The following is a 21666-nucleotide window of genomic DNA, read 5'->3' on the forward strand; positions in this document are numbered from 1 at the left end:
GTGCGGCCCCTGTCCGGAACTCCGGGCAGGGGCCACACTTTCTCCACGGGATCTTCACAATCACTGCCGATCGCGCAGTGTTCGTGCTCGTCGCGATCGCCGGGATCCGGATGACCGGTCGGTGGCTGCCGCGGGCAGGCCTCGTGGCCGGTGTGCTCGCACTGCTCGGTCTGGCGGCGTTGAACCCGGAGCGGTTGATCGCCGACCGCAACATCGACCGCTTCGAGCAGACCGGCGCGCTCGATGCCGAGTACCTGTCCGGGCTGTCGTCCGACATCGATCCGGCACTGGCCCGGTTGCCCGAGCATGTCCGCTCATGCGGGGAGTCTCACCGCGCTCAGTCGGATCCGTGGTACCAGTTCAATCTGTCGCGGTGGAGTGCCGACCGTCCGGAGAATGCCGATCTGCCGGAGTATTGCTCGTCGTACTGGTCGTATCTGTCCTACCGGTAGGAATCCCAGAATCGCGCCGATCCAAAGGCTGTCGACTTCGGTGTCGGCGGCCGAAGGTATCGCGTGTGACCGCACTCGCCCTCGACAGCTCGTCTCGAATCACCCCGCTTGCGCCGGTTGCGCTCGATCCCGAAGCGCTGGGCTACCCGCCCCATAACCGGGCGTCCATTCCGCCGCTGGCCAAGCAGTGGGAGCAGCTTGATTTCCGTGAGATCCTCTCGCGGCCGGCAGCTTTCCTGTCGATCAGCCAATCCAACTCCCTGTACAAGCCGGGCGGAGTTCAGTACGCGGAGGGCCATGCCTTCCGCGGCAGCCTCGAGGCGACCGTGAAAGCGGTCAAGGCCGCACGGTCGGCGCCGAATTTCGTGTCGTTCAACTGGATCGGGTTCTCCGTGTTCCGGGACGATTACCCGAAGACAGACTTCGACAAGGTGCAGTACGACGGGTGGACCGGCCACATCGCCGCGACCCCCGAGCAGGTCGCCTGGGACAACGAGCTGGTCGGAGAACTGCGCGAACTCGTTGAACCCGGTGACAACGAGCTATACGAGAAGGCGCTGCAGACGGCGTTCGTCGGCACCGACTTACCCGGTGCGCTGAACCGGCAACGGGTCGAGGTGGTGGTGCTCACCGGAATCCACCTCGACTGGTGCGTCGAAGGCAATGCGCGGGCAGCGCGTGACCACGGCCTGCTGCCCATCGTGATCGGCGATGCGACGGGTACTGCCCACCCCGACCAGGAGCGCGCGGCCTTCGAGCGGATCAACAACTTCTTTGCGCCGGTCATCACTTCGGACCAGTTCGTGGAGTGGGTCAGCCGCTGATGGGAAACGTCGGGCTACTTCTGGTGGGCGTGGCGCTGTTCGTCAACGGCCTCGTCTCGGTCGGTCTGGTCAGCGGGCGCGGCGCCGCCCCGATCAATCTGTTTGTCGGTGCGGCCCAGGTGGTGCTGCCGACGCTGGTTCTCGTGCAGTCGGACGGCGATCCCGGCATCATCAACGCGACCTGGCCGAGTTACCTGTTCGGCTTCACCTATCTGTGGTTCGGCTTCATCCAGATCTTCGACATCGATCCGCGCGGATTCGGTTGGTACAGCACCTTTGTCGCGGCGATCGCGGCGTACTACGCGATCAAGAGTCTCGGCACCGATCCGGTTTTCGCCGTGATCTGGGCAACCTGGTCGATCATGTGGACGCTGTTCTTCGTGCTCTTGGGGCTCGGCGTCACCAAGGCCGGCCGGATCGATCTTGGGCACTTCACCGGCTGGTTCCTGATCCTGCTCGGCATTCCGACCTGCACCGTGTCGGCGATCCTGCTGTTGAACGGAATCTGGCCGACATCGCCTGTGGCCGGCGTGGTCGCGCTGCTGGTGCTGCTGGCGGCCACTGCGCTGTCCCTGGTGTTGGCGCGTCGCAGTGCCAGCCGCGAGGACGTACTTACCGCGTCATCCGGCCTTGAACCCTCGGCGGTCGGGAGTGTGCCTCAGCCGGCGTGAACCCACGCCCGCACGTGACCTAGCAAGCGCTTGGTTGCTATGCTGTGTCGATGGAGCCGGATAACCCTGCCCAGCCGGCGAGCAGACGCGACGAGCTTCTCGATCTTGCCGCAACGATGTTTGCCGAACGCGGACTGAAGGCGACGACGGTCCGCGATATCGCCGACTCCGCAGGAATTCTGTCGGGCAGCCTCTACCACCACTTCAAGTCCAAAGAGCAGATGGTGGAAGAGGTGCTCAAGGACTTCCTGGACTGGCTGTTCTCGCGCTACCAGCAGATCCTGGACACCGAGACCACTCCGCTGGGCCGGTTGACCGGTCTGTTCATGGCGTCGTTCGAGGCCATCGAGCACCGGCACGCGCAGGTGGTCATCTACCAGGACGAGGCCAAGCGGCTCTCGGCGATCCCGCAGTTCGGCTTCGTCGACGAGCGCAACCGCGAACAGCGCAAGATGTGGATAGACATCCTGCAGCAGGGCATCGCCGACGGCTCGTTCCGTCAGGACATCGACGTCGACCTGGTGTACCGGTTCATTCGCGACACCACCTGGGTTTCTGTCCGCTGGTATCAGCCAGGCGGCCCACTCTCGGCCGAAGAGGTCGGCCGGCAATACCTCGCCATCGTTCTCGGCGGAATCACCGCCGCCCGTTAGGTCAAAGGAGACAAACCATGCCTGAGGCATACATCGTCGACGCGGTGCGTACGCCGGTCGGAAAGAAGAACGGCGCCCTGGCTCAGGTGCACCCGATCGACCTGGGCGTGCATGCGTTCAAGGCGATCTTCGACCGCAACGACGTCGACCCGGGCGCGGTGGACGACGTCATCGTGGGCTGCGTCGACGCCATCGGCGGACAGGCCGGAAACATCGGCCGCCTGACCTGGCTGGCCGCCGGCTACCCCGAGTCCGTCCCCGGCGTCACCGTCGACCGGCAGTGCGGCTCCAGCCAGCAGGCCATCTCCTTCGGTGCCCAGGCCATCATGTCCGGTACCGCGGACCTGATCCTGGCCGGCGGTATGCAGAACATGAGCTGGATCCCGATCTCCTCGGCCATGGTGGTCGGCAAGGAGTTCGGATTCACCTCGCCCACAAACGAATCCAAGAACTGGCTGCACCGTTACGGCGATCAGGAAATCTCGCAGTTCCGCGGTTCGGAACTGATCGCCGAGAAGTGGGACATCTCCCGCGAGGAGATGGAAGAGTTCGCCTACAACAGCCATCAGCGGGCATTCGCCGCGATCCGCAACGGGCACTTCGACAACGAGATCATCCCGGTCGGCGACTTCGGTGTCGACGAGGGACCGCGTGAGTCGACGCTGGAAAAGCTGGCCTCGCTCAAGCCGCTGGTCGAGGGCGGCCGCCTGACCGCCGCCCTGGCCAGCCAGATCTCCGACGGTGCGGCGGCCGTGCTGCTGGCCTCCGAGGAAGCCGTCAACAAGTACAACCTCAAGCCCCGCGCCCGCATTCACCACATCAGCGCCCGCGGCGACGATCCGGTGATGATGCTGACCGGCCCGATCCCGGCCACCCAGTACGCGCTGGAGAAGACCGGCCTGACGATCGACGACATCGACACCGTCGAGATCAACGAGGCCTTCGCACCCGTCGTACTGGCCTGGCTCAAGGAGACCAAGGCCGATCCGGCCAAGGTCAACCCGAGCGGCGGCGCGATCGCGCTGGGCCACCCGCTGGGCGCCACCGGTGCCAAGCTGTTCGCCACCATGCTCAACACGCTGGAGCGCACCGGCGGCCGTTACGGCCTGCAGACCATGTGCGAGGGTGGCGGCACCGCCAACGTCACCATCATCGAGCGCCTCTAGGTTTCGCGCCCAAAGTCCCCCGAACGCCGGTTTCGGGGGACTTTTGCGTCTGGCCGGCAAGGGGTAAGTGTGGGGTCATGAGCACGGACGGGCAGGCAACGCACAACGAGAGCGCCCTGACCGTCATTGTCGCGCTCGGCGCGAACGTGCTGATCGCGGTCGCCAAGACGGTGGCCGCCATGGTCACCGGAAGTGCCTCGATGCTGGCGGAGTCCGCGCACTCCTGGGCAGACACCGGCAATGAGGTGTTTCTGCTCATCGGAACCCGCAAGTCGATGAAGCCCGCCGATGCGCAGCACCGGCTGGGTTATGGCCGGGCCGGCTACATCTGGTCGATGTTCGCCGCATTCGGCCTGTTCACGGTCGGCTCGGTGGTGTCGATCTGGCATGGCGTCACTTCGCTCGGTGGGGAAGCGGAGGCGACGTCCTACGGGTGGGCGTACGCGGTGCTCGCGATCGCCTTCGTGTTGGAGGGCACCTCCTTCGCCCAGGCATTGCGCCAGACGAAAACCGGTGCGGTGCGCCGACGGATCCATCCGCTGCGCTACATCAGGGTCACCTCGAATCCGATGTTGCGCGCCGTATTCGCCGAGGACCTCTCGGCCTTGATCGGCATCGCGATAGCAACAGCCGGCATCCTCGCGCATCAGCTCACCGGAGATGCGTTCTGGGATGCGATCGGATCGATCCTGGTCGGTCTGCTGTTGGGTGGCGTCGCATTGTTCCTCATCGGGCGCAACATGGACTTCCTCACCGGCGAGGCGGCCACCCCGCTGGCCCGAAATACTGTGTTGCGGGTGCTACTTGACCACGCTGACATCGAGCGGATCAGCTACCTGCACATGGAATGGGTTGGGGCGGACCGCATTTATCTAGTGGCTGCCGTTGACCTCACCGGTGATGCCGCCGAGTCCGATGTCGCGGCCCGACTCAACGCCATCGCCGACACATTGCAGAGCCGGCCGGAGATCGTCCGTGCGGTGCTGACGCTGACGCGACCTGGCGACACGACCGATTTGCGGCCCGAGGAGTTACCCGACTGGTACTCCACCAGGTGACACTCACACCCACCGGCTGCGCGGTGGCGGCGCCTGTGGTGTCACCCAGGCCTTGGCGTAGCGGTTCTTCCCGGTCCGCTGCGGGTCGCGGCTGCGGTAGATCACGTAGGGACGCACCAGATATCCGATCGGTGCGCTGAACATGTGGACCAATCGGGTGTAGGGCCAGACACCGAGCAGGGCAACCACTATCAGCACATGCGCCTGGAACGTCCACGGCGTCTCGGCCATCAGTTGCGGCGCCGGATGCAGCGTGAACAAGCTGCGGAACCACGGTGAGACGGTCTCGCGGTAGTTGTAGGTCGAGAAGACGTTGGTCAGTGTGTTCAGCATGCCGGTCACCAGCGCACCGACCAGAAGCAGATACATCACCTTGTCATTGAGCGTCGTCGCGGTACGCACCTCAGGGACCGTGACCCGGCGGTAGAGCAGGATGGCTATCCCGGCGATGACGGCGATGCCGGCCAGCGACCCCATACTCACCGACATCAGGTGGTAGACGTGCTCGGAAATGCCAACTGCCGCAGTCCAAGATTCCGGGATCAACAATCCGACGACATGCCCGGCAAGCACACCGAGGATGCCGAAGTGGAACAACGGGCTGCCCAGCCGCAGCAGCCTGCTCTCGTAGATCTGCGAAGACCTTGTGGTCCAGCCGAACTGGTCGGCCTTGTAGCGCCAGGCGTGCCCGAGCAGGAACGACGTGAAGGCGATGTACGGCAGCGTCATCCACAAGGTGGTGCTCATACCCGGCCTCCGGAAGCCATCGGGTCCATCGCGAACGGATCGAGGCCGACATCCTCGTCGGGCGGACCTTCGGCGGCGAGCTGGGCGATGCGGCGACGGTCGGCGCTGTTCACCGGCGGCAACGTGACGAGGACGGCGGCCAGCAGCCCGGTGTAGTAGGACTCGTTGTCCTGCAGGGAAAGTCGCAGTAGCTCGAGCACCGGGACATGCTCGGCCAGCAGGCGCTCACCTTGGACTTGATCGACCGTCGCGGCGAACTCCAGCACCATGGGCAGGTAGTCGGGCAGCTCGCCGCTTTCCAGGTCACCGACCTCCAGGCCGGCCTGACGGTAGGCGTGCTTGAACCGCAGCAGGGCCATGCCGCGTTTGCGGGTGTCGCCGTAGGCGTAGTAGGTCAGGTGCAGGCTGCTGCGTCGTTGCATGTCGAACGTCTCGACGTAGTTCGACGCGCGCCGCATCGGATCTGTTTCGTTGAACCGGCGCAGGAAATCGGTGAGCGGCACCCGCGCCGCGTCGGGTAGTTCAACGGCGACAGCGGCAAGTTGATCGACAAGACCGGCGGTTTCGGCTGTCGGATAATCGAGTAGCAGCGCGGCGATCCGCCACACCAGACGCTGCTGGCGCTCGGACAGGGCGGAACCCGTGCCTGTCCTGCGACCGAGGGTGAGTAGCTTCATGTGGTCGGCAACAACCCGTCTGTGCTCCGGCCGTCCCAGTTGAGCAAGTTGACCCGGGTCGGATCACCCTGCGGAACAGCGTCATTGGTTTGGGTCAGGTGGAACTTGTCCACCATGGTGTCGAACGCGGTCATCCCCGGCCCGCCGTCTCCGTCCAGGCTGCAACCGGTGGCCAGCGCGTCGAGGCGGTGGGCGTCGGAGCCGGCTCCGGTGGGGATGACATAGCGGTCCTGGTACTTGGCGATGGCCAACAGCCGGTACATCGACTCGATCTCATCGCCGCTCAACCGCACCGATTCCGGAATGGTCTCGTCGAACTCTTCACCGAGATTGGCCGCCCGCATGTACGCGCGCATGGCCGCCAGTCGTTGCAGAGCAGCCCGGACCGGGCCGACCTCGCCCGCGGTGAACAACTCGGCGAGGTACTCGACCGGGATGCGCAGCGTGTCGATCGCGCCGAACAGATTGTTCTTGTTCTCGCCGTCGTGGCCGGTCTCCTTGAGAATGTCCACCACCGGGGACAGCGGCGGCACGTACCAGACCATCGGCATCGTCCGGTATTCCGGATGCAGGGGCAGCGCCACCTGATAGTCGACGATCAGCCGGTACACCGGCGAATTCTGGGCCGCCTCAATCCATTCCGGAGAGATGCCGGCCCGCTCAGCTTCGGCGACCACGCGTGGATCATGCGGGTTGAGGAACACCCCGAGCTGTGACGGGTAGAGGTCTTTGTCATCGGTGACCGACGCGGCTTCCAACACGGCGTCGGCGTCGTACAACATCACGCCGATGTAGCGCAGCCGCCCGACACAGGTCTCCGAGCACACGGTGGGGATGCCGACCTCGACGCGCGGATAGCAGAACGTGCACTTCTCGGCCTTGCCGGTCTTGTGGTTGAAGTAGATCTTCTTGTACGGGCAGCCCGTCACACATTGCCGCCAGCCCCGGCACTTGTCCTGATCCACCAGCACGATGCCGTCTTCGGAGCGCTTGTAGATGGCGCCGGACGGACACGACGCGGCGCAGGCCGGGTTGAGGCAGTGCTCGCAGATGCGCGGCAGGTAGAACATGAAGGTCTGCTCGAACTCGAGCTTCACCTTGTCTTCGAGCTTGCCCACCAACGGGTCCCGGCTCACCTGCTCCGGACCGCCACCCAGGTCGTCATCCCAGTTGGCACCCCAGGTGACCTTGGTGTCGCGCCCGGTGATCAGTGACTTGGGCCGCGCCACCGGAGTGGTGTCCATGGCCGGCGCCGCCAGCAGGTTCTCGTAGTCGTATGTCCACGGGTCGTAGTAGTCCGAGACCGTGGGCAGGTCGGGATTGGCGAAGATGTTCAGCAGGCGTTTGAACCGCGAGCCGGACTTGAGGGTGAGTTTGCCGCGCTTGGTCAGCGTCCAGCCACCCTTCCACTTCTCCTGATCCTGATACTGACGCGGATAGCCTTGGCCGGGTCGGGTTTCCACGTTGTTGAACCACACGTACTCCACACCGCTGCGGTTCGTCCACGCCTGTTTACACGTGACGCTGCAGGTGTGGCAGCCGATGCACTTGTCGAGGTTCATCACCATCGCCAGTTGCGCCATTATCCTCATTGGTCCACTCCGCAAGCTTCGTGTCCGGTCATCGTCTAGTACTCCACATCCTGCGAGCGACGACGAATCGTGGTGACCTCGTCGCGTTGGTTTCCGGTGGGCCCGTGGTAATTCAGGGCGAAGGACTGCTGCGCGTACCCGCCGATCAGATGCGTTGGCTTGATCATGATGCGGGTCAGCGCGTTGTGAATGCCGCCGCGTTTGCCGTTCTTCTCGGTGCGCGGCACGTCGACGGCCTTGTCCTGGGCGTGGTACATGAACACCAGGCCCTCGGGCATGCGGTGGCTGACGATCGCCCTCGCATTCACCACGCCGTTGCGGTTGGTGCACTCGATCCAGTCGTTGTCCTTGACCCCGATCTTGGCGGCGTCCACGTCCGACATCCAGATGCACTGACCACCCCGGGACAGCGTCAGCATGTACAGGTTGTCCTGGTAGGCGGAGTGAATCGACCATTTGGAGTGCGGCGTCAGGTAACGCACCGTGATGCCGCCGCTGGTATCTCCCACTGCCGGCTCGTTGAACAGTGCCGTCATGTCCAGCGGCGGGCGGAACGTCGGCAGTTGCTCGCCGAGCTCACTCATCCAGTCGTGGTCGAGGTAGAAGTGCTGGCGGCCCGTCAGCGTGTGCCACGGTTTGAGCCGCTCGGTGTTGATGGTGAAGGGGGAGTAGCGGCGGCCGCCGGTCTCCGAACCCGACCATTCCGGTGAGGTGTTGACCGGCACAGGCCGGGCTTGGGTGTCGGCGAAGGTGATTCGCTTGCCCTCACTCTCCTTGGCCAGATCGACCAATTCGGTTCCGGTGCGACGTTCCAACGCCTCGAAGCCTTCGACTGCCAGCCGTCCGTTGGTGGTGCCCGACAGCGCCAGGATGGCCTCGGCGGCGTGCGTGTCCTTGGCCAGCGACGGGCGTCCGACCGCGACGCCGCTGACCACTGTGCCATTGACGCCCCGCAGGTATTCGACCTCGGCCTCGGGATGTGTCGTCACCCCTTTGGTGGTGAGGCCGACGGTCTCCACCATCGGCCCGAGCGCGGCCATCTTTTCGGCGATTGCGGGGTAATCGCGGTCGACCGTGATCAGTCGCGGCATGGTCCTGCCCGGAATCGGCTCGCACTCACCGGCTTTCCAGTCCAGCACCCGACCGCCGGGCTGTGCGGTGGCGTCGGCGCTGTCGTGCTGGAGCGGCATGGCCACGATGTCCTTGCGCTTGCCGAGGTGCTTTTCGGCCAGCCAGGAGAACCCGCGGGCGATGCGATGGAACGCGTCGAAGTCCGTCTTGGTCTCCCACGGCGGGGAGATGGCCGGCGAGAACGCGTGGACGAACGGATGCATGTCGGTACTGGACAGGTCGTGCTTCTCGTACCAGGTGGCCGCCGGCAGCACGATGTCGGAGAACAACGTCGTACTGGTGTTGCGGAAATCCAGGGACAGCAACAGGTCCAGCTTGCCCACCGGGGCCTCGTCGCGCCAGCGCACCTCCTGCGGACGGATACCGTCCTCGTCCCGCGCCGCCACCGCGGAGTCGGTGCCCAGCAGGTGTTTGAGGAAGTACTCGTTGCCCTTGGCCGATGAGCCGAGCAGGTTCGACCGCCACACCGTCAGGCAGCGCGGGAAGTTCTCCGGGGCGTCGGGATCTTCACAGGCGAACTGCAGATGACCCGACTTGAGCCCGTCGACCACGTATTCGGCGGCATCCTTACCCATTCGCGCGGCTTCGTCGGCAAGATCCAGCGGATTACGGTTGAAGGTCGGGTAACTCGGCATCCAGCCGAGCCGGCTGGCCAGCGCGATGTTGTCGGCGGCGGTGCGGCCCGCGAACTTGCCCTCGGCCAGCGGCGAGGCCATCACCTCCGAGGTGAACGGGTCATAGCGCCATTGATCGGTCGCCAGATACCAGAACACCGTGCCCTGCATCTGCCGTGGCGGCCGCTGCCAGTCCAGGCCGAATGCCAGTGTGGCCCAACCGGTGACCGGCCGGCACTTCTCCTGGCCGACGTAATGTGCCCAGCCGCCGCCGTTGACGCCCTGGCAACCGGTGAGCATGACCAGGGACAGAAATGAGCGGTAGATCTGATCGGAATGGAACCAGTGGTTGGTGCCGGCCCCCATCAGGATCATCGACCGGCCCTTGGAACGTTCGGCGTTGTCGGCGAACTCCCGGGCGATGCGTTCCGCGGCCGCCGCGGGTACGCCGGTGATCTCCTCCTGCCAGGCCGGGGTGTAGGGCTCGGAGGCGTCGTCGTATCCGGCCGGCCACTGCCCGGGCAGTCCCTCCCGGACCACCCCGTACTGCGCCAGCATCAGGTCGAACACCGTCGTCACCCGGTGTCCGGCAATGATTCTGGTCGGCACTCCACGTTCGAGGACGCCGGGCTGGTCGCTGTCGAACCGGGGAAGGGCCACGGTCACGGTGTCTTCGTGGTTGCCGAGCAGGGTCAGCATCGGGTGGACGCCCTGCAGGTCGAGGTTCCAGTGCCCCTCACCGGATGCGGTGAACCGATGTCCCAGCGAGCCGTTCGGCACCACAGGTCGGCCGGCCTGGTCCAACAGGACCGGTTTGGAGGACGCGGCTTCGGCATCCGCGTGTTCACCGCCCAGGTCGGCTGCGGTGAGGAACTTTCCGGGCAGGACCCGCCCGTCGCGTTCCGTGAGGGAGACCAGGAACGGCAGGTCGGTGTACTTCTTGACGTAGTCGGTGAAGTACGGCGTCTGCTTCTCGACGAAGAACTCCTTGAGAATGACCTGCCCCATCGCCATGGCCAGGGCGGCGTCGGTACCGGGGCGGGCGGGTAGCCATTCGTCGGCGAACTTGGTGTTGTCGGCATAGTCCGGCGACACCACGACCACCTTCTGGCCGCGGTACCGGGCCTCGGTCATGTAGTGCGCGTCAGGGGTTCGCGTGACGGGGACATTGGAGCCCCACATGATCAGGTAGCCCGCGTCGAACCAGTCGGCAGACTCTGGCACGTCGGTCTGGTCCCCGAAAACCTGCGGCGAGGCCACCGGAAGGTCGGCGTACCAGTCGTAGAACGACAGCATCGACCCGCCGAGCAGCGAGATGAACCGGGCGCCGACGGCATGGCTGACCATCGACATCGCCGGGATCGGGGAGAAGCCGGCCACCCGGTCCGGCCCGTACTTCTTCACGGTGTGGACGTGGGCGGCGGCGGCGATCTCCGCGGCTTCCCACCACTCGGCGCGGACGAACCCGCCCTTGCCGCGGGCGGCCTTGTACCGCTTCGACTTCTCCGGATCCTCGACGATGTCGGCCCAGGCCAGCACCGGATCCTTCAGTCGTTCCTTGGCTTCGCGGTAGTACTCCAGCAGAATTCCGCGCACGTACGGATAGCGCACGCGGGCAGGCGAATACGTGTACCACGAGAAGGACGCACCGCGCGGGCACCCGCGCGGCTCGTACTCGGGCTTGTCGGCACCGACCGACGGGTAGTCGGTCTGTTGTGACTCCCAGGTGATCACGCCGTCCTTGACGTAGATCTTCCAGGAACAGGACCCCGTGCAATTGACGCCGTGCGTCGACCGCACCACCTTGTCGTGTGCCCAGCGGTCCCGGTAGAACTCGTCCGCTGAGCGTCCGCCGATCTTGTGCAGAGTCCGCTGGTCCGCGGAGACCTCACCGCGGTGGAAGTACTTACCCAGTCGCAGCAAAGCATCCGCAGGCGTGGCACCCCCGGCATGTGAATCGACCACGATCCGTCCCTCCAAGCTGTTGACTTCTGAGCGTAAGGGCGCCGCGGAGGGCATCAAAAGAACGCACCAGAGGGTGTGCGCCCGTGTGAAATTGCGTTAACGCACTAGTTATTTCGCGGGAACGCGGTAGTCATACAGCGATTCCGCCGAGCCGCCGTAATTGGCGGGTTCACCTGCGCCTACGACAAAAATGCTGGCCTGCTTCGGGCCTGTGGATACCCCCGGGTTCCCACCGCGCATGTCCGGCCGTAGCCCCATGATTTTTCACCCCGGTAACAATGCATCCGTCGGGTGCTGCGGCCGTGGACCTTCGATTGCCAGCCGACATCCCGGTGGCATTCGCGACGGGCGAGCAACGGGAAGAACCGGATCGCCGTCGGGCCGTATCGGTCTGGACGGCAAACATCGTCAACGGTCAGAAAAGGCCGGGCTTCGTCCAGCGGATGGTGTGCCGGAACGCCAGCCGACGGCGCATCTGGGCGCCCGGCAGGATGTCCTGGACGAGCGCATGCAGCTGATCGAAGCTCAGCTGCGGGTCGCGAATCGGAAACGGCGGTGGCACCGGACCGCCTGACACGGGTCGCGGATGCTTGATCAGGCCGATGAACGGGTTGCTCACCGCCGACGCCAGATCCCATGCGTTGTCGCGGATCGAGACGGGCGCGGCCAGTCCCACCACCAGGAACCGCCCGCCGGGCGCCAGCAGTCGTTTGACGTCGACGAGCGCTCGTTCGACGTCGAGGTGATGCAGAACCGCCACCATCGTGATCAGATCGACCGGTCCGTCGAGTTGGTCGAGTTGACTGTCGTCGATCGTGACGTTGGCCAGGCCGGCGCAGCGCCGGCTCGCCTCGGCGCGCATGCCCGCGTCGGCGTCCGTGCCCCGGACATGCCCGAACTGAGCCGCCAGTCGTGCCACCAAATCGCCCTGCCCGCACCCGATGTCCACGGCTGTGTCGCGGCGTGCGGGCAGGTTCCCCAGAATCCAACCGTGGAAATGGTCGTTGTGACTCCACGGATGCCTGCTGTTGAAGTTGTGCAGGCCCTGCACGGCCCGCTTGACCAGTGGGTGCTCGACGAGGCGGATGTTCACACATCCACTGTGCCCGGCAGGGGAAGCTACTGGATGTAGCTCGTGGCGGATTGCAGGTGCGCGACGGCCTCGTCGACGATCGCCGGAACCAGCTCCGCACACGACGGCAGATCGCTGATGATGCCGGCCACCTGTCCGGAAGCCAGCACACCGGCGTCGGTATTACCCTCCACCAGACCCGCTTTCAGCAGCATCGGGGTGTTGGCCGCCATCACCACCTGCGACCAGGTGAGCTCCTTGCCGTGCCGCATCGCGAGGCCGTCCTTGACCATCGACAGCCAGGTCATCCCGGAGAGCTTCTTGAACTTCTGGGCGTTGCCGACGGCGGCCGCGAAACCGCGTGCCCGCGAACCGCTCTCCAGCTTTTCCACCAGGCCGGTGCGCAGCACCCGGTGCGGCATGCCGTCGACGCGGGTGGACACCACGGTGCCGTCCAGCGCTGCCTGCAGGTAGCGCTCCTTGACCGCGTCGGGCACGGTGGAATCGGCGGTCAGCAGGAAGCGGGTGCCCATGGCCACGCCGGCCGCACCGTAGGACAGCGCGGCCGCCAGGCCACGCCCGTCGAAGAAGCCGCCGGCGGCGATCACCGGCATGCCGGTGTCCTTGACGGCGTCGAGCACCGAGGGCAGCAGCAGCGTGGTGGCGACGGGACCGGTGTGGCCGCCGCCCTCACCGCCCTGCACGATCACCGCGTCGGCACCCCAGCCTGCCACCTTCTTGGCGTGCTTGGCCGCGCCGACCGACGGGATCACCACGACGCCCGCATCTTTCAGCTTGGCGATCAGCTCGGGCTTGGGAGCTAGGGCGAAGGAGGCGACTTTGACTCCTTCGCGGATCAGGAGGTCCACGCGGGCACCGGCGTCGCCCGCGTCGGCACGCATGTTGATGCCGAAGGGTTTGTCGGTGGCGGCCTTGACCTTGGTGACGGCGGTCTGCAGCTCCTCGAGCGTCATGGTCGCTGACGCCAGGATGCCGAGCCCGCCGGCATTGGAGGTGGCGGCGACCAGTCGTGCCCCGGCCACCCAGCCCATTCCGGTCTGCACGACGGGATGCTCGATGCCGACCAGTTCGGTCAGCGGAGTCTTGAGCTTGCCCATTCGTTAAACCTTGACCTCTTTGTCGCGCAACGACTTCGGATCGATGACCTCGCGCAGCAGCTTGAGTTCCTCGTCGGTGGCCAGCCGGGTGGTCTCGGCCTCTTCCAAGCCGTGCACCTCGAACGAGGTGTTGTCGGCGACCTGCTGAGCTTCGACGCCGGGATGCAGCGACACGGCCCGCATCTGGTGGTCGGGGCCGTTGAAGTCGAACACGCCCAGGTTGGACACGACGCGGTAGATGTTGGCGAACCGGTAGGCCGGGTTCTCCGGATCGATCTTGTCCCAGCCGATTCCGGAGACGATGTCCACCGACTCGCAGAACACCCGCTTGGAGTGGTTGCCCACGAAGTAGCTGGTGGTGTGGTTGATGGTGTTACCCGGTGCGCCGCGGACACCGAACATCTGCCGGGTCGGGTGCTGGATCGGGCCGAACGCCGACAGGTTCTGGTTGCCGTAGCGGTCGATCTGGTTGGCTCCCATCACCACATGGCGCTTGCCCCAGGCCAGGGTCTCGAAGACCCGGTTGAACGGCATCCAGCCCTCCATGGCGAAGGGGGCACCGATCGCCGGGGTATCGGCCAGAATCCGGGCCTCACCGTCGGTCAGCACGATGTCGGGGGAGAAGGTCAGCCGGGCCAGGCGCGCACCGATCTGGACGACGGTGGTCATCGGGCTGGCCATGATCTCGCCGGCGTCGCGGAACAGCTCGGCGCAGGCGACGGCGCACACCTCGGCGCGGGTCACGGCAATCATGCTTGCTCCTCCTTGAACTTGCGGACCGCGGCCTGGTAGTCGGCCTCGCTGCCGGACAGGTACGTCTTGACGAACTCGGCCCAGGTCTCGTCGGAACCGGCGGCCTCTGCGTAATGGCGCTGGAACTTCTCGTCGCGCCGGTAGTCGGGCTCGTTGGTGGTGAAGTGGGCGCCGTTGGGCGCCTCGACCACCGAATCGACCATCATCCGGTTGATCAGCAGGGCCTGCGTCGGAACGGCCTTGACCAGTTCCTCGGTGGAGACCACGCGCTCGACCGACAAGAAGCGGCGCGCAGCGGACATCAGGAACAGATCATCGAAGTACGGGTCGATACCGGTGTAAGCCGCATTGCCTTGGGCGTCACCGAGATTCATGTGCACGAAGGCCGCGTCGAGGTTCAGCGCGGGCATCGCGATCAGCTCCTCGTAGGCGCCGTCGGTCTCATAGGGCGACTTCACGGTCTTGAGCTCGTCGCCCCAGAACGTGCGGACGTCGCTGCCCAGGCCGGCGCGGATCGGCAGGAACGGCAGCCGCTGAGCGGCCGCCTGCAAGCCGCAGCGCAGCATGCCCTCGTCCATCTCGCGGGCCTCGATGGCACCGCTGGTGCGGGCCTTGGCGAACCACGGGTCGTAGAACGGCGGCGAGTCCAGCGACACGAAGCCGTAGTAGACGCGCTTGACCTTGCCGGCCGAGCACAGCAGGCCGAGGTCGGGCCCGCCGTAGGTGACCACGGTCAGGTCCTTGACGTCGGTGCGCAGCAGCGCGCGCACGAAGGCCATCGGCTTGCGCCGCGAGCCCCAGCCACCGATGCCGATGGTCATGCCGCTCTCGATCGAGGCGACGGCCTCGTCGAGGGTTGTTCTCTTGTCTGCCATGTTATTTCGACCCCTTGTCAGTTCCGGCGAAGGCGTCGCGGTGCTCGTCGGACACACCGGACAGGTTGAGTTCGAAGGTGAAGCCCTGCTCCATGCGGTACCGCGCGTTGACGGGCTGGACGTCGATGAAGTTCAGCGCCTCCTTGGCCGCCCGGATCACCCGGGTGTCCTTGGACGCGATGTCACGGGCGACGCGCAGCGCGGCCTCGTCGAGCTCCTCGCGGGGTACCACCTCGTGCACCGAACCGAAGTGGTGCAGCGTCTCGGCGGGAACGGTTGCGGCGGTGAAGAACAGCCGGCGCATCAGGTGCTGGGGAACCAACCGGGACAGGTGGGTGGCGGCACCGAGCGCGCCGCGTTCCACCTCGGGCAGACCGAACTTGGCGTCATCGGAGGCCACGATCACGTCGGCGTTGCCGACCAGGCCGATGCCGCCACCGACGCAGAAGCCGTTGACGGCGGCGACGACGGGGACCTCGCATTCGTAGACGGCCTTGAACGCGTGGTAGCAGCCACGGTTGGCGTCGATGAGCGCGGTGAAGCCCTCGGTGTTCTGCATTTCCTTGATGTCCACACCGGCGTTGAAGCCACGGCCCTCGGCCCGCAGGATCACCACGTGGGTGCTGCGGTCGCGGCCCGCCGCGGTGATGGCATCGCCGAGTTCGAACCAGCCGGCCGACGGGATGGCGTTGACGGGCGGGTAGTTGACGGTGACCGAGACGATGCCCGGTTCGACTGTCTTGGTGGTGATCGTCATCAATCCACTTCCTGAAGGGGTCGCTACCTAAGCAAGCACTTGCTTGGTACGCTAGCACAGTGACAGTTACGCCAGAAGTCGGCGCCATCAGTTTGGGTTTGACCGGCAAGGTGGTCCTGGTGACCGGTGGAGTACGAGGGGTTGGCGCTGGTATCAGCGCGGTTTTTGCCGGTCAGGGCGCCACCGTGGTGACCTGCGCACGCCGCCCGGTCGAGGGGCTGCCCTACGAATTCCACAGCTGCGACATCCGGGATGACGAATCGGTGAAGTCGCTCATCGATGCGGTCGTCGAGAAGCACGGTCGTTTGGATGTGGTCGTCAACAACGCCGGCGGCTCGCCGTACGTGCTCGCTGCTGACGCGTCGGCGAAGTTCAGCACCAAGATCATCGAGCTCAACCTGATCGGTGCGCTGTCGGTGTCCACGCACGCCAATGCGGTCATGCAGGGCCAGGACTCGGGCGGCTCGATCGTCAACATCTCCAGCGTCAGCGGTCACCGGCCCACGCCGGGGACGGCGGCGTACGGAGCGGCGAAGGCCGGCATCGACAACCTCACCTCGACGCTGGCCGTCGAGTGGGCGCCGAAGGTCCGGGTTAACTCGGTGGTGGTCGGCATGGTCGAGACCGAGCAGTCCGAACTGTTCTACGGCGACGCCGATTCCATCGCGGCCATCTCGCGCAACGTGCCGCTGGGGCGGTTGGCCAAGCCCGCCGATATCGGTTGGGCCACAGCGTTTTTGTCGTCTTCGGCCGCCTCTTATATCAGCGGTGCGTCGTTGGAGGTGCACGGTGGCGGGGAGCCGCCGCACTACCTGTCCACCACGACGGCCGACATCAAGTAACTCGGAAAAGGAGACAGCACAATGGGATTGCTCGACGGCCGCGTGGTCATCGTGACGGGTGCCGGTGGCGGTATCGGGCGTGAGCACGCGCTCGCGTTCGCTGCCGAAGGTGCCCGCGTCGTGGTCAACGACATCGGAGTCGGCCTGGACGGTTCGCCGGCGGGCGGCGGCAGCGCCGCGCAGAACGTGGTCGACGAGATCGTCGCCGCCGGAGGCGAAGCTGTTGCCAACGGCTCCAACGTCGCCGACTGGGCGCAGGCCGAGGCGCTGATCCAGAACGCCGTCGATGCCTTCGGCACCCTCGACGTTCTCGTCAACAACGCCGGCATCGTTCGTGACCGGATGTTCGCCAACGCCACCGAAGAAGAGTTCGACGCGGTCACCGCCGTGCATCTCAAGGGGCACTTCGCCACCATGAAGCACGCCGCCGCCTACTGGCGGGCCAAGTCCAAGGCCGGCGAAACCGTTGACGCGCGCATCATCAACACCAGTTCCGGTGCCGGTCTGCAGGGCAGCGTCGGGCAGGCCACCTACAGCGCCTCCAAGGCCGGCATCGCCGCGCTGACGCTGGTGGCCGCGGCCGAGATGGGACGCTACGGCGTCACCGCCAACGCCATCGCGCCCTCGGCGCGCACCCGGATGACCGAGACCGTCTTCGCCGAGATGATGGCGACCCAGGACCAGGCCTTCGACGCCATGGCCGCCGAGAACATCTCCCCGCTGGTGGTGTGGCTGGGCAGCGCCGAGTCAAAAGACGTGACCGGCAAGATGTTCGAGATCGAGGGCGGCAAGATCCGCATCGCCGAGGGCTGGGCGCACGGACCTCAGATCGACAAGGGCGCCAAGTGGGATCCGGCTGAGCTGGGCCCGGTGGTCAAGGACCTGCTGGCCCAAGCCCGCCCCGCGGTGCCGGTTTACGGCGCCTGATTTCCTCTTGTTCTGCCGAGTGTGCGCTCAGATCGTGAAATCCACCTGATTCTCGATCTGAGCGCACACTCGATTTTCTTTATGCCTCTTGTCAGGCGGCGTCCTTCTTGGCGGCACCGTCGTTGTCGTCGGCAGCCTTGCTCTGCTGGCCGGTCGCCTTCTTGACCGCGTCGCCGAACTTCTTGATCGACGACGACACCCGGTCCTGCGCGTCCTTGACGGCCGTCTGAGCCCGCTCGCCGGCCTGGTGCAGCGACTTCGCGACACCCGGCAGCGCCTTGTTGCCGTCGGACAGGTCGGTCGCACCGCGGGGCTTGACGATGCTGTCGACGGCGGCCTTGAGCTTGGGCTTCGCATCGTTGTCGGCGATCGCTACAGGAGCGGCTTTCTGCACGACGCTGTCCTTGGCCGTGTCCAGCGAGGTGCTGACGTTCTGGACCTCGGTGGACACCTTGTCCTGCAGATCCTCGGTGCTCGCCGGGATCTCCTTGGTAGTGCGCTTGATGATCTCCGCGTTGACTGCCCGGGCGAACTTGGTGACAGAGAAGGACGCGTCGGCCACGCTGCGGTTGATCGCCGTCGCGATGGTTGCGAAGTCACCGGTCTTGAAGGCCGCCGTGACCTGATCTCCGGCGGCAGTCAGCTGACGGCTCAGGGTACGCAGCTGCATGTTCAGCTCGTGCTCGAAGGTGGGCTCGGGGGAGAACCTCTTCCCGTTCCAGTCCGTCACGACCCAGCCATCCTCGGGATTGCCTTCGACGACGACGTAGTCGGTGTTGCCGAGCGCGTAGTGGCTGAGCAGGTCGACCTTGTCCGCCATGGTGAGGTTCTTGGCGTTCATCATCGTCCAAACCATGATGGTGCCTCCGTGCGAGAAGACGATGGCATTGCGATCGCCCTTGTCGTACATCTGCTTGATCGCGCCGTCGACCCGAGCGTCGAAGCCGTCTCCGGTCAAGGTGGTACCCGGCATCGCCAAGTCACGCTGGCCGGCGATGGCCCACGCGCCGATGATCCTGCCGTATCCGTTGGCGGCTTCGCTTTCCGGCGTGCCCTCGAAGGCGCCGGCTTCGATCTCCTGCAGACCGGGCAGGACCTGGATCGGCAGGCCGAGGTACTGCGACATCGGTGCGGCCGTCAGTTGGGTGCGCACCATCTGAGAGGCGTAGATGGCGTCGTAGTTGTTGTCTCCGAGCTTGCCGACGACCGCCTGGGCCTGCTGCTGACCTTTTTGGGTGAGCACCGGTCCGGGTGTCTTGGTGTCGATCAATCCGGAGGCGTTGCCTTCTGACTCGCCGTGCCGGACGAATGTGATCCGCATGTTCTCGGCGGCATTGGCTACGGGGATCGCCAGGAAGAACGCGAGGAACGCGATGGCGACACCCCCCAGTAGACTTCGATATCGTGACGCCGACGCGTCACCTCTGCGACGGTTCATGTGGTTCCTCCATTGTGGCTGTACGGATTTCGCGTGACCTGCCGGTGAAGGTTCGCTGGCGGCCAGATGAATTGTCTGACCGTCTGCTGTCAGAGTGAGCCGTTATCTCGTTGTGCGGGACGATATTTGACAGTCTCGTTTGACCCGCTAACGCTCTGCCGCGGACGCGGTTCAGCCCCCTCCTCGGGCGAGGAGGGGGCTGGCCGTCTGTATTACGTTGAGCTGACGGTTATTTCACGCGGCGTCTTTGTTCTTGGCCTTCGTCTTGGGCTTGGCCTTGCCGACGCTGTTGTCCTTGCCGGTCTTTGCGGCCTTGTCCGCTCCTGTGAGCTTCTTGGCGGAGTCGCGAGCCTGTCTCACCGAGGATTCGACACCGCTGCGCACGTCGTCGGCGGCCTGGCGAACCCGGTCGCGCACCGCGGAGACGGCCTTGCCCGGTTCTGCCTTGTCGCCGGCGGCCGGCGTGGTGGTGGCGGTGCGGATAGCCTTTACCTCGGTCTGCACCGGCTCGGCCGTCTTCTGCACCGTCGAGTCTGTCGACGTGGCTTCCTCGGTGACAGCGTTGTCAGCAGTGGTGTTCTGGATGCTCAGCTTGGACACCTGGGAGGTCGACTGGCCCAGCGAGCCCGGAATTCCGGTGATCGCGTTGACGGTGTCGGTGATCGAGTCCCTCACGAATTTCACGCCGGCCTGGGCGACGTCCTCCACGCCTCGCGCGCCGGTGGTCACGATGGCTTCGGGATCCAGGGAAAGGACCGGTATGCGCATGTTGTAGATCGCCTTCTGCGGGGCGACGATCAGGTCACGCACGTTGACGAACATCTGCGTCGGGTAGTCGGCATCGCCGACCTCCTGGCCGTTCCAGCTCACCAGATGCCAACTGCCGTCGTCGTTCTTCGTGACCACCACGGTGTCGGTGTTGTCCAGCGTGTTCGCCAGCAGCGTCAAGCTCGGATTGTCGACGTTCATCAACGTCCACATCATGATGGTGGCGCCGTGAGAGAACACCGCGGCGTCGATCTCGCCGTCACCGTTGGTGTCGGTGGTGCCCGACTCGACGTCCTCCAGGGCGTTCGTCACGCGCTCGTTGAACTCCAGGCCGGATTCGCCGCCGGGGATCGGGACGAACTGCAAGCCCATCGACCACGCCAACGGGGCGAGGATGTAGCCGATACGGCCGATACCTTCCTTCTCGGACAGGCCCTCGAAGATGCCGGCACTGATTTCCTGCACACCGGAGTTCCGCTGCGGTCGGGTCGGGTCGTAGGAGCCCAGGACCGTGACCGGCAGACCGGTCTTGTCGGCCAGCGGCTTCGCGGTCTCTTGGGTGCGGATCATGGTCGAGGCGTAGAGCGCGTCGAACGGCGCAGCCGTTCCGGTGCAGGAGGTCGCACACAGCGCGTCGGCGAAGTTCTGCGCCTGCTGCTCGCCGGTCAGTCCGCCGGTCTGGTCCACCTCGTCATTGGTCAGGTGGGGCCCGGGCGTGCTGGTGTCGATGTACCCCGAGGCATTGGCCTGCGATTCGGCGTGCCTGATGAACGTCACGGTCAGCGCGGAGGCGGGCAGGGTTGCGGCTGCGAAGAGGGAACACGCGGTGAGCGTTGTCGCGGCAGCACCGGCAGCCCGGCGGCGGGTGGGTCGTTGCATAGGGTCTCCATCGGGTTCACGAGGATGTGGGCTGCCGCTCACTTGGCGTTCACTGTGTGCGGGCTCACAGAACATAATCAAAGAACTGTTCACCCGTCAATTCAGCTACCGAGAGTTGCGTAATTGGCCAGCTCCTGGACACCTGGCAACGCAAGACGCCCCCGACCTCATGGTCGGGGGCGTTCGGCAAAGCGTCAGGTCAGGCCGGGTCGCAGATCACGATCGGGATCTTGCGGTCGGTGTAGGAACGGTAGTTCGCGAAGTCGGCGTACATCGCGTCCAGCTTGGGCCAGTATTCGTCGCGCTCGGCGTCGGTGGCATCACGCGCGACCAGGTCCAGGGTCTCGCGCTTGGTTTGGAACTTCACCCGCGGGTTGGCCACCAGGTTCAGGTACCACATCGGGTTGGTGGCCCGACCGCCCTGCGAAGCGACCAACACGATGCGCTTGCCTTCCTGCAGGAACAGCAGCGGGCTGTCTCGTTCCTCTCCCGATTTGCGGCCGATGGTGGTCAAGATGCCCACTTCGGCACCGCGCAGGAACTTGTCGCCGATGCGCCCGCCGGACTTCTTGAAGATCCAGGTCTGGGCGCGCGACATCCATTTGATGGCGGTGCCGGTCGATTTCGCGTTGAGGCGTTCGACCTGTTTGGGGCTCAGCGGGCGTGGGGTGTTGGCCATGCGGGGAC

At 65.4% G+C, this 21666-nt stretch carries 20 protein-coding genes; 8 read left to right on the forward strand and 12 right to left on the reverse strand.

Annotated elements, in window-relative coordinates; genetic code table 11:
• Positions 1-83: 83 nt before the first annotated feature.
• The 6 genes from K6L26_RS05500 (at position 84) to K6L26_RS05525 (ending at position 4824) form a co-directional block, all read left to right on the forward strand.
• Positions 84-452, forward strand: coding sequence for a DUF4153 domain-containing protein (locus K6L26_RS05500; RefSeq protein WP_245008697.1), 369 nt, complete (start codon positions 84-86; stop codon positions 450-452).
• Positions 453-517: 65 nt separating this feature from the next.
• Complete coding sequence (locus K6L26_RS05505; RefSeq protein ID WP_061264744.1) at positions 518-1276, forward strand: cysteine hydrolase family protein; 759 nt, start codon at positions 518-520, stop codon at positions 1274-1276.
• Positions 1276-1947 carry an AmiS/UreI family transporter gene (locus tag K6L26_RS05510; protein ID WP_076216198.1) on the forward strand — a complete coding sequence of 224 codons (672 nt, stop codon included), beginning with the start codon at positions 1276-1278 and terminating at the stop codon, positions 1945-1947. The genes K6L26_RS05505 and K6L26_RS05510 overlap by 1 nt, the downstream gene beginning before the upstream one ends.
• 50 nt (positions 1948-1997) lie before the next feature.
• Positions 1998-2600, forward strand: coding sequence for a TetR/AcrR family transcriptional regulator (locus K6L26_RS05515; protein WP_036391648.1), 603 nt, complete (start codon positions 1998-2000; stop codon positions 2598-2600).
• Positions 2601-2617: 17 nt separating this feature from the next.
• Positions 2618-3766 (forward strand): steroid 3-ketoacyl-CoA thiolase FadA6, encoded by a 1149-nt coding sequence (gene fadA6, locus K6L26_RS05520; protein ID WP_036391649.1) that lies wholly within the window; start codon positions 2618-2620, stop codon positions 3764-3766.
• 77 nt (positions 3767-3843) lie between these two features.
• Positions 3844-4824 carry a cation diffusion facilitator family transporter gene (locus K6L26_RS05525; RefSeq protein ID WP_036391651.1) on the forward strand — a complete coding sequence of 327 codons (981 nt, stop codon included), beginning with the start codon at positions 3844-3846 and terminating at the stop codon, positions 4822-4824.
• A 3-nt stretch (positions 4825-4827) separates the two neighbouring features.
• Here the strand turns inward: K6L26_RS05525 and narI are convergent, their stop codons facing one another.
• The 9 genes from narI to echA20 form a co-directional block, all read right to left on the reverse strand.
• A complete protein-coding gene (gene narI, locus K6L26_RS05530) occupies positions 4828-5571 on the reverse strand; it encodes a respiratory nitrate reductase subunit gamma (RefSeq protein ID WP_065062130.1) in 744 nt (247 codons plus the stop codon).
• The gene (gene narJ / locus K6L26_RS05535) at positions 5568-6248 is read right to left on the reverse strand and encodes a nitrate reductase molybdenum cofactor assembly chaperone (protein WP_221852846.1); all 681 of its coding nucleotides are present in this window, start codon (positions 6246-6248) and stop codon (positions 5568-5570) included. The genes narI and narJ overlap by 4 nt, the downstream gene beginning before the upstream one ends.
• Positions 6245-7831, reverse strand: a complete 1587-nt coding sequence (narH, locus tag K6L26_RS05540) for a nitrate reductase subunit beta (RefSeq protein WP_221852847.1) — start codon at positions 7829-7831, stop codon at positions 6245-6247. Before narH ends, narJ begins: the two co-directional genes overlap by 4 nt.
• 44 nt (positions 7832-7875) lie before the next feature.
• Positions 7876-11604 carry a nitrate reductase subunit alpha gene (locus K6L26_RS05545; RefSeq protein WP_245008698.1) on the reverse strand — a complete coding sequence of 1243 codons (3729 nt, stop codon included), beginning with the start codon at positions 11602-11604 and terminating at the stop codon, positions 7876-7878.
• 361 nt (positions 11605-11965) lie between these two features.
• Entirely contained in the window at positions 11966-12643 is a 678-nt protein-coding gene (locus K6L26_RS05550) for a class I SAM-dependent methyltransferase (protein WP_221852849.1), read from the reverse strand.
• Positions 12644-12669: 26 nt separating this feature from the next.
• Positions 12670-13740, reverse strand: a complete 1071-nt coding sequence (gene ipdC / locus K6L26_RS05555) for a (3aS,4S,5R,7aS)-5-hydroxy-7a-methyl-1-oxo-octahydro-1H-indene-4-carboxyl-CoA dehydrogenase (RefSeq protein WP_064897634.1) — start codon at positions 13738-13740, stop codon at positions 12670-12672.
• 3 nt (positions 13741-13743) lie between these two features.
• Positions 13744-14493 (reverse strand): cholesterol ring-cleaving hydrolase subunit IpdB, encoded by a 750-nt coding sequence (gene ipdB, locus K6L26_RS05560; protein ID WP_036391664.1) that lies wholly within the window; start codon positions 14491-14493, stop codon positions 13744-13746.
• Positions 14490-15368: a cholesterol ring-cleaving hydrolase subunit IpdA gene (gene ipdA / locus K6L26_RS05565; protein WP_047036199.1), complete on the reverse strand. Its 879-nt coding sequence runs from the start codon at positions 15366-15368 to the stop codon at positions 14490-14492. Before ipdA ends, ipdB begins: the two co-directional genes overlap by 4 nt.
• Before the next feature lies 1 nt (position 15369).
• Entirely contained in the window at positions 15370-16125 is a 756-nt protein-coding gene (gene echA20, locus K6L26_RS05570; RefSeq protein WP_003883018.1) for a (7aS)-7a-methyl-1,5-dioxo-2,3,5,6,7,7a-hexahydro-1H-indene-carboxyl-CoA hydrolase, read from the reverse strand.
• Positions 16126-16184: 59 nt separating this feature from the next.
• Between echA20 and K6L26_RS05575 the strand changes: the two genes are divergently transcribed.
• Complete coding sequence (locus tag K6L26_RS05575) at positions 16185-16967, forward strand: SDR family oxidoreductase (RefSeq protein WP_047036195.1); 783 nt, start codon at positions 16185-16187, stop codon at positions 16965-16967.
• Positions 16968-16988: 21 nt separating this feature from the next.
• Positions 16989-17894, forward strand: a complete 906-nt coding sequence (locus K6L26_RS05580; protein ID WP_019346962.1) for an SDR family oxidoreductase — start codon at positions 16989-16991, stop codon at positions 17892-17894.
• A 91-nt stretch (positions 17895-17985) separates the two neighbouring features.
• Here the strand turns inward: K6L26_RS05580 and K6L26_RS05585 are convergent, their stop codons facing one another.
• The 3 genes from K6L26_RS05585 to K6L26_RS05595 form a co-directional block, all read right to left on the reverse strand.
• Entirely contained in the window at positions 17986-19332 is a 1347-nt protein-coding gene (locus tag K6L26_RS05585; protein ID WP_065062139.1) for a histidine phosphatase family protein, read from the reverse strand.
• Positions 19333-19566: 234 nt separating this feature from the next.
• On the reverse strand, positions 19567-20979 hold the full coding sequence (locus K6L26_RS05590; RefSeq protein ID WP_221852850.1) for a histidine phosphatase family protein: 1413 nt from the start codon (positions 20977-20979) through the stop codon (positions 19567-19569).
• 199 nt (positions 20980-21178) lie between these two features.
• Complete coding sequence (locus tag K6L26_RS05595) at positions 21179-21658, reverse strand: nitroreductase family deazaflavin-dependent oxidoreductase (RefSeq protein ID WP_019346959.1); 480 nt, start codon at positions 21656-21658, stop codon at positions 21179-21181.
• Positions 21659-21666: the final 8 nt, after the last annotated feature.

The sequence above is a fragment of the Mycobacterium farcinogenes genome (genome assembly GCF_019739075.1).
In the GTDB taxonomy this organism is placed as follows: domain Bacteria; phylum Actinomycetota; class Actinomycetes; order Mycobacteriales; family Mycobacteriaceae; genus Mycobacterium; species Mycobacterium senegalense.

Bases quoted from the DNA above. Each gene is read 5' to 3' on its own strand.
- K6L26_RS05595 (WP_019346959.1), bottom strand. From the start codon at position 21,658: ATGGCCAACACCCCACGCCCGCTGAGCCCCAAACAGGTCGAACGCCTC.
- echA20 (WP_003883018.1), bottom strand. From the start codon at position 16,125: ATGACGATCACCACCAAGACAGTCGAACCGGGCATCGTCTCGGTCACC.
- ipdA (WP_047036199.1), bottom strand. From the start codon at position 15,368: ATGGCAGACAAGAGAACAACCCTCGACGAGGCCGTCGCCTCGATCGAG.
- K6L26_RS05515 (WP_036391648.1), top strand. From the start codon at position 1,998: ATGGAGCCGGATAACCCTGCCCAGCCGGCGAGCAGACGCGACGAGCTT.
- K6L26_RS05580 (WP_019346962.1), top strand. From the start codon at position 16,989: ATGGGATTGCTCGACGGCCGCGTGGTCATCGTGACGGGTGCCGGTGGC.
- K6L26_RS05510 (WP_076216198.1), top strand. From the start codon at position 1,276: ATGGGAAACGTCGGGCTACTTCTGGTGGGCGTGGCGCTGTTCGTCAAC.
- fadA6 (WP_036391649.1), top strand. From the start codon at position 2,618: ATGCCTGAGGCATACATCGTCGACGCGGTGCGTACGCCGGTCGGAAAG.
- narI (WP_065062130.1), bottom strand. From the start codon at position 5,571: ATGAGCACCACCTTGTGGATGACGCTGCCGTACATCGCCTTCACGTCG.
- K6L26_RS05525 (WP_036391651.1), top strand. From the start codon at position 3,844: ATGAGCACGGACGGGCAGGCAACGCACAACGAGAGCGCCCTGACCGTC.
- K6L26_RS05545 (WP_245008698.1), bottom strand. From the start codon at position 11,604: ATGCCCTCCGCGGCGCCCTTACGCTCAGAAGTCAACAGCTTGGAGGGA.
- narH (WP_221852847.1), bottom strand. From the start codon at position 7,831: ATGGCGCAACTGGCGATGGTGATGAACCTCGACAAGTGCATCGGCTGC.
- ipdB (WP_036391664.1), bottom strand. From the start codon at position 14,493: ATGATTGCCGTGACCCGCGCCGAGGTGTGCGCCGTCGCCTGCGCCGAG.
- narJ (WP_221852846.1), bottom strand. From the start codon at position 6,248: ATGAAGCTACTCACCCTCGGTCGCAGGACAGGCACGGGTTCCGCCCTG.
- K6L26_RS05590 (WP_221852850.1), bottom strand. From the start codon at position 20,979: ATGCAACGACCCACCCGCCGCCGGGCTGCCGGTGCTGCCGCGACAACG.
- K6L26_RS05585 (WP_065062139.1), bottom strand. From the start codon at position 19,332: ATGAACCGTCGCAGAGGTGACGCGTCGGCGTCACGATATCGAAGTCTA.
- ipdC (WP_064897634.1), bottom strand. From the start codon at position 13,740: ATGGGCAAGCTCAAGACTCCGCTGACCGAACTGGTCGGCATCGAGCAT.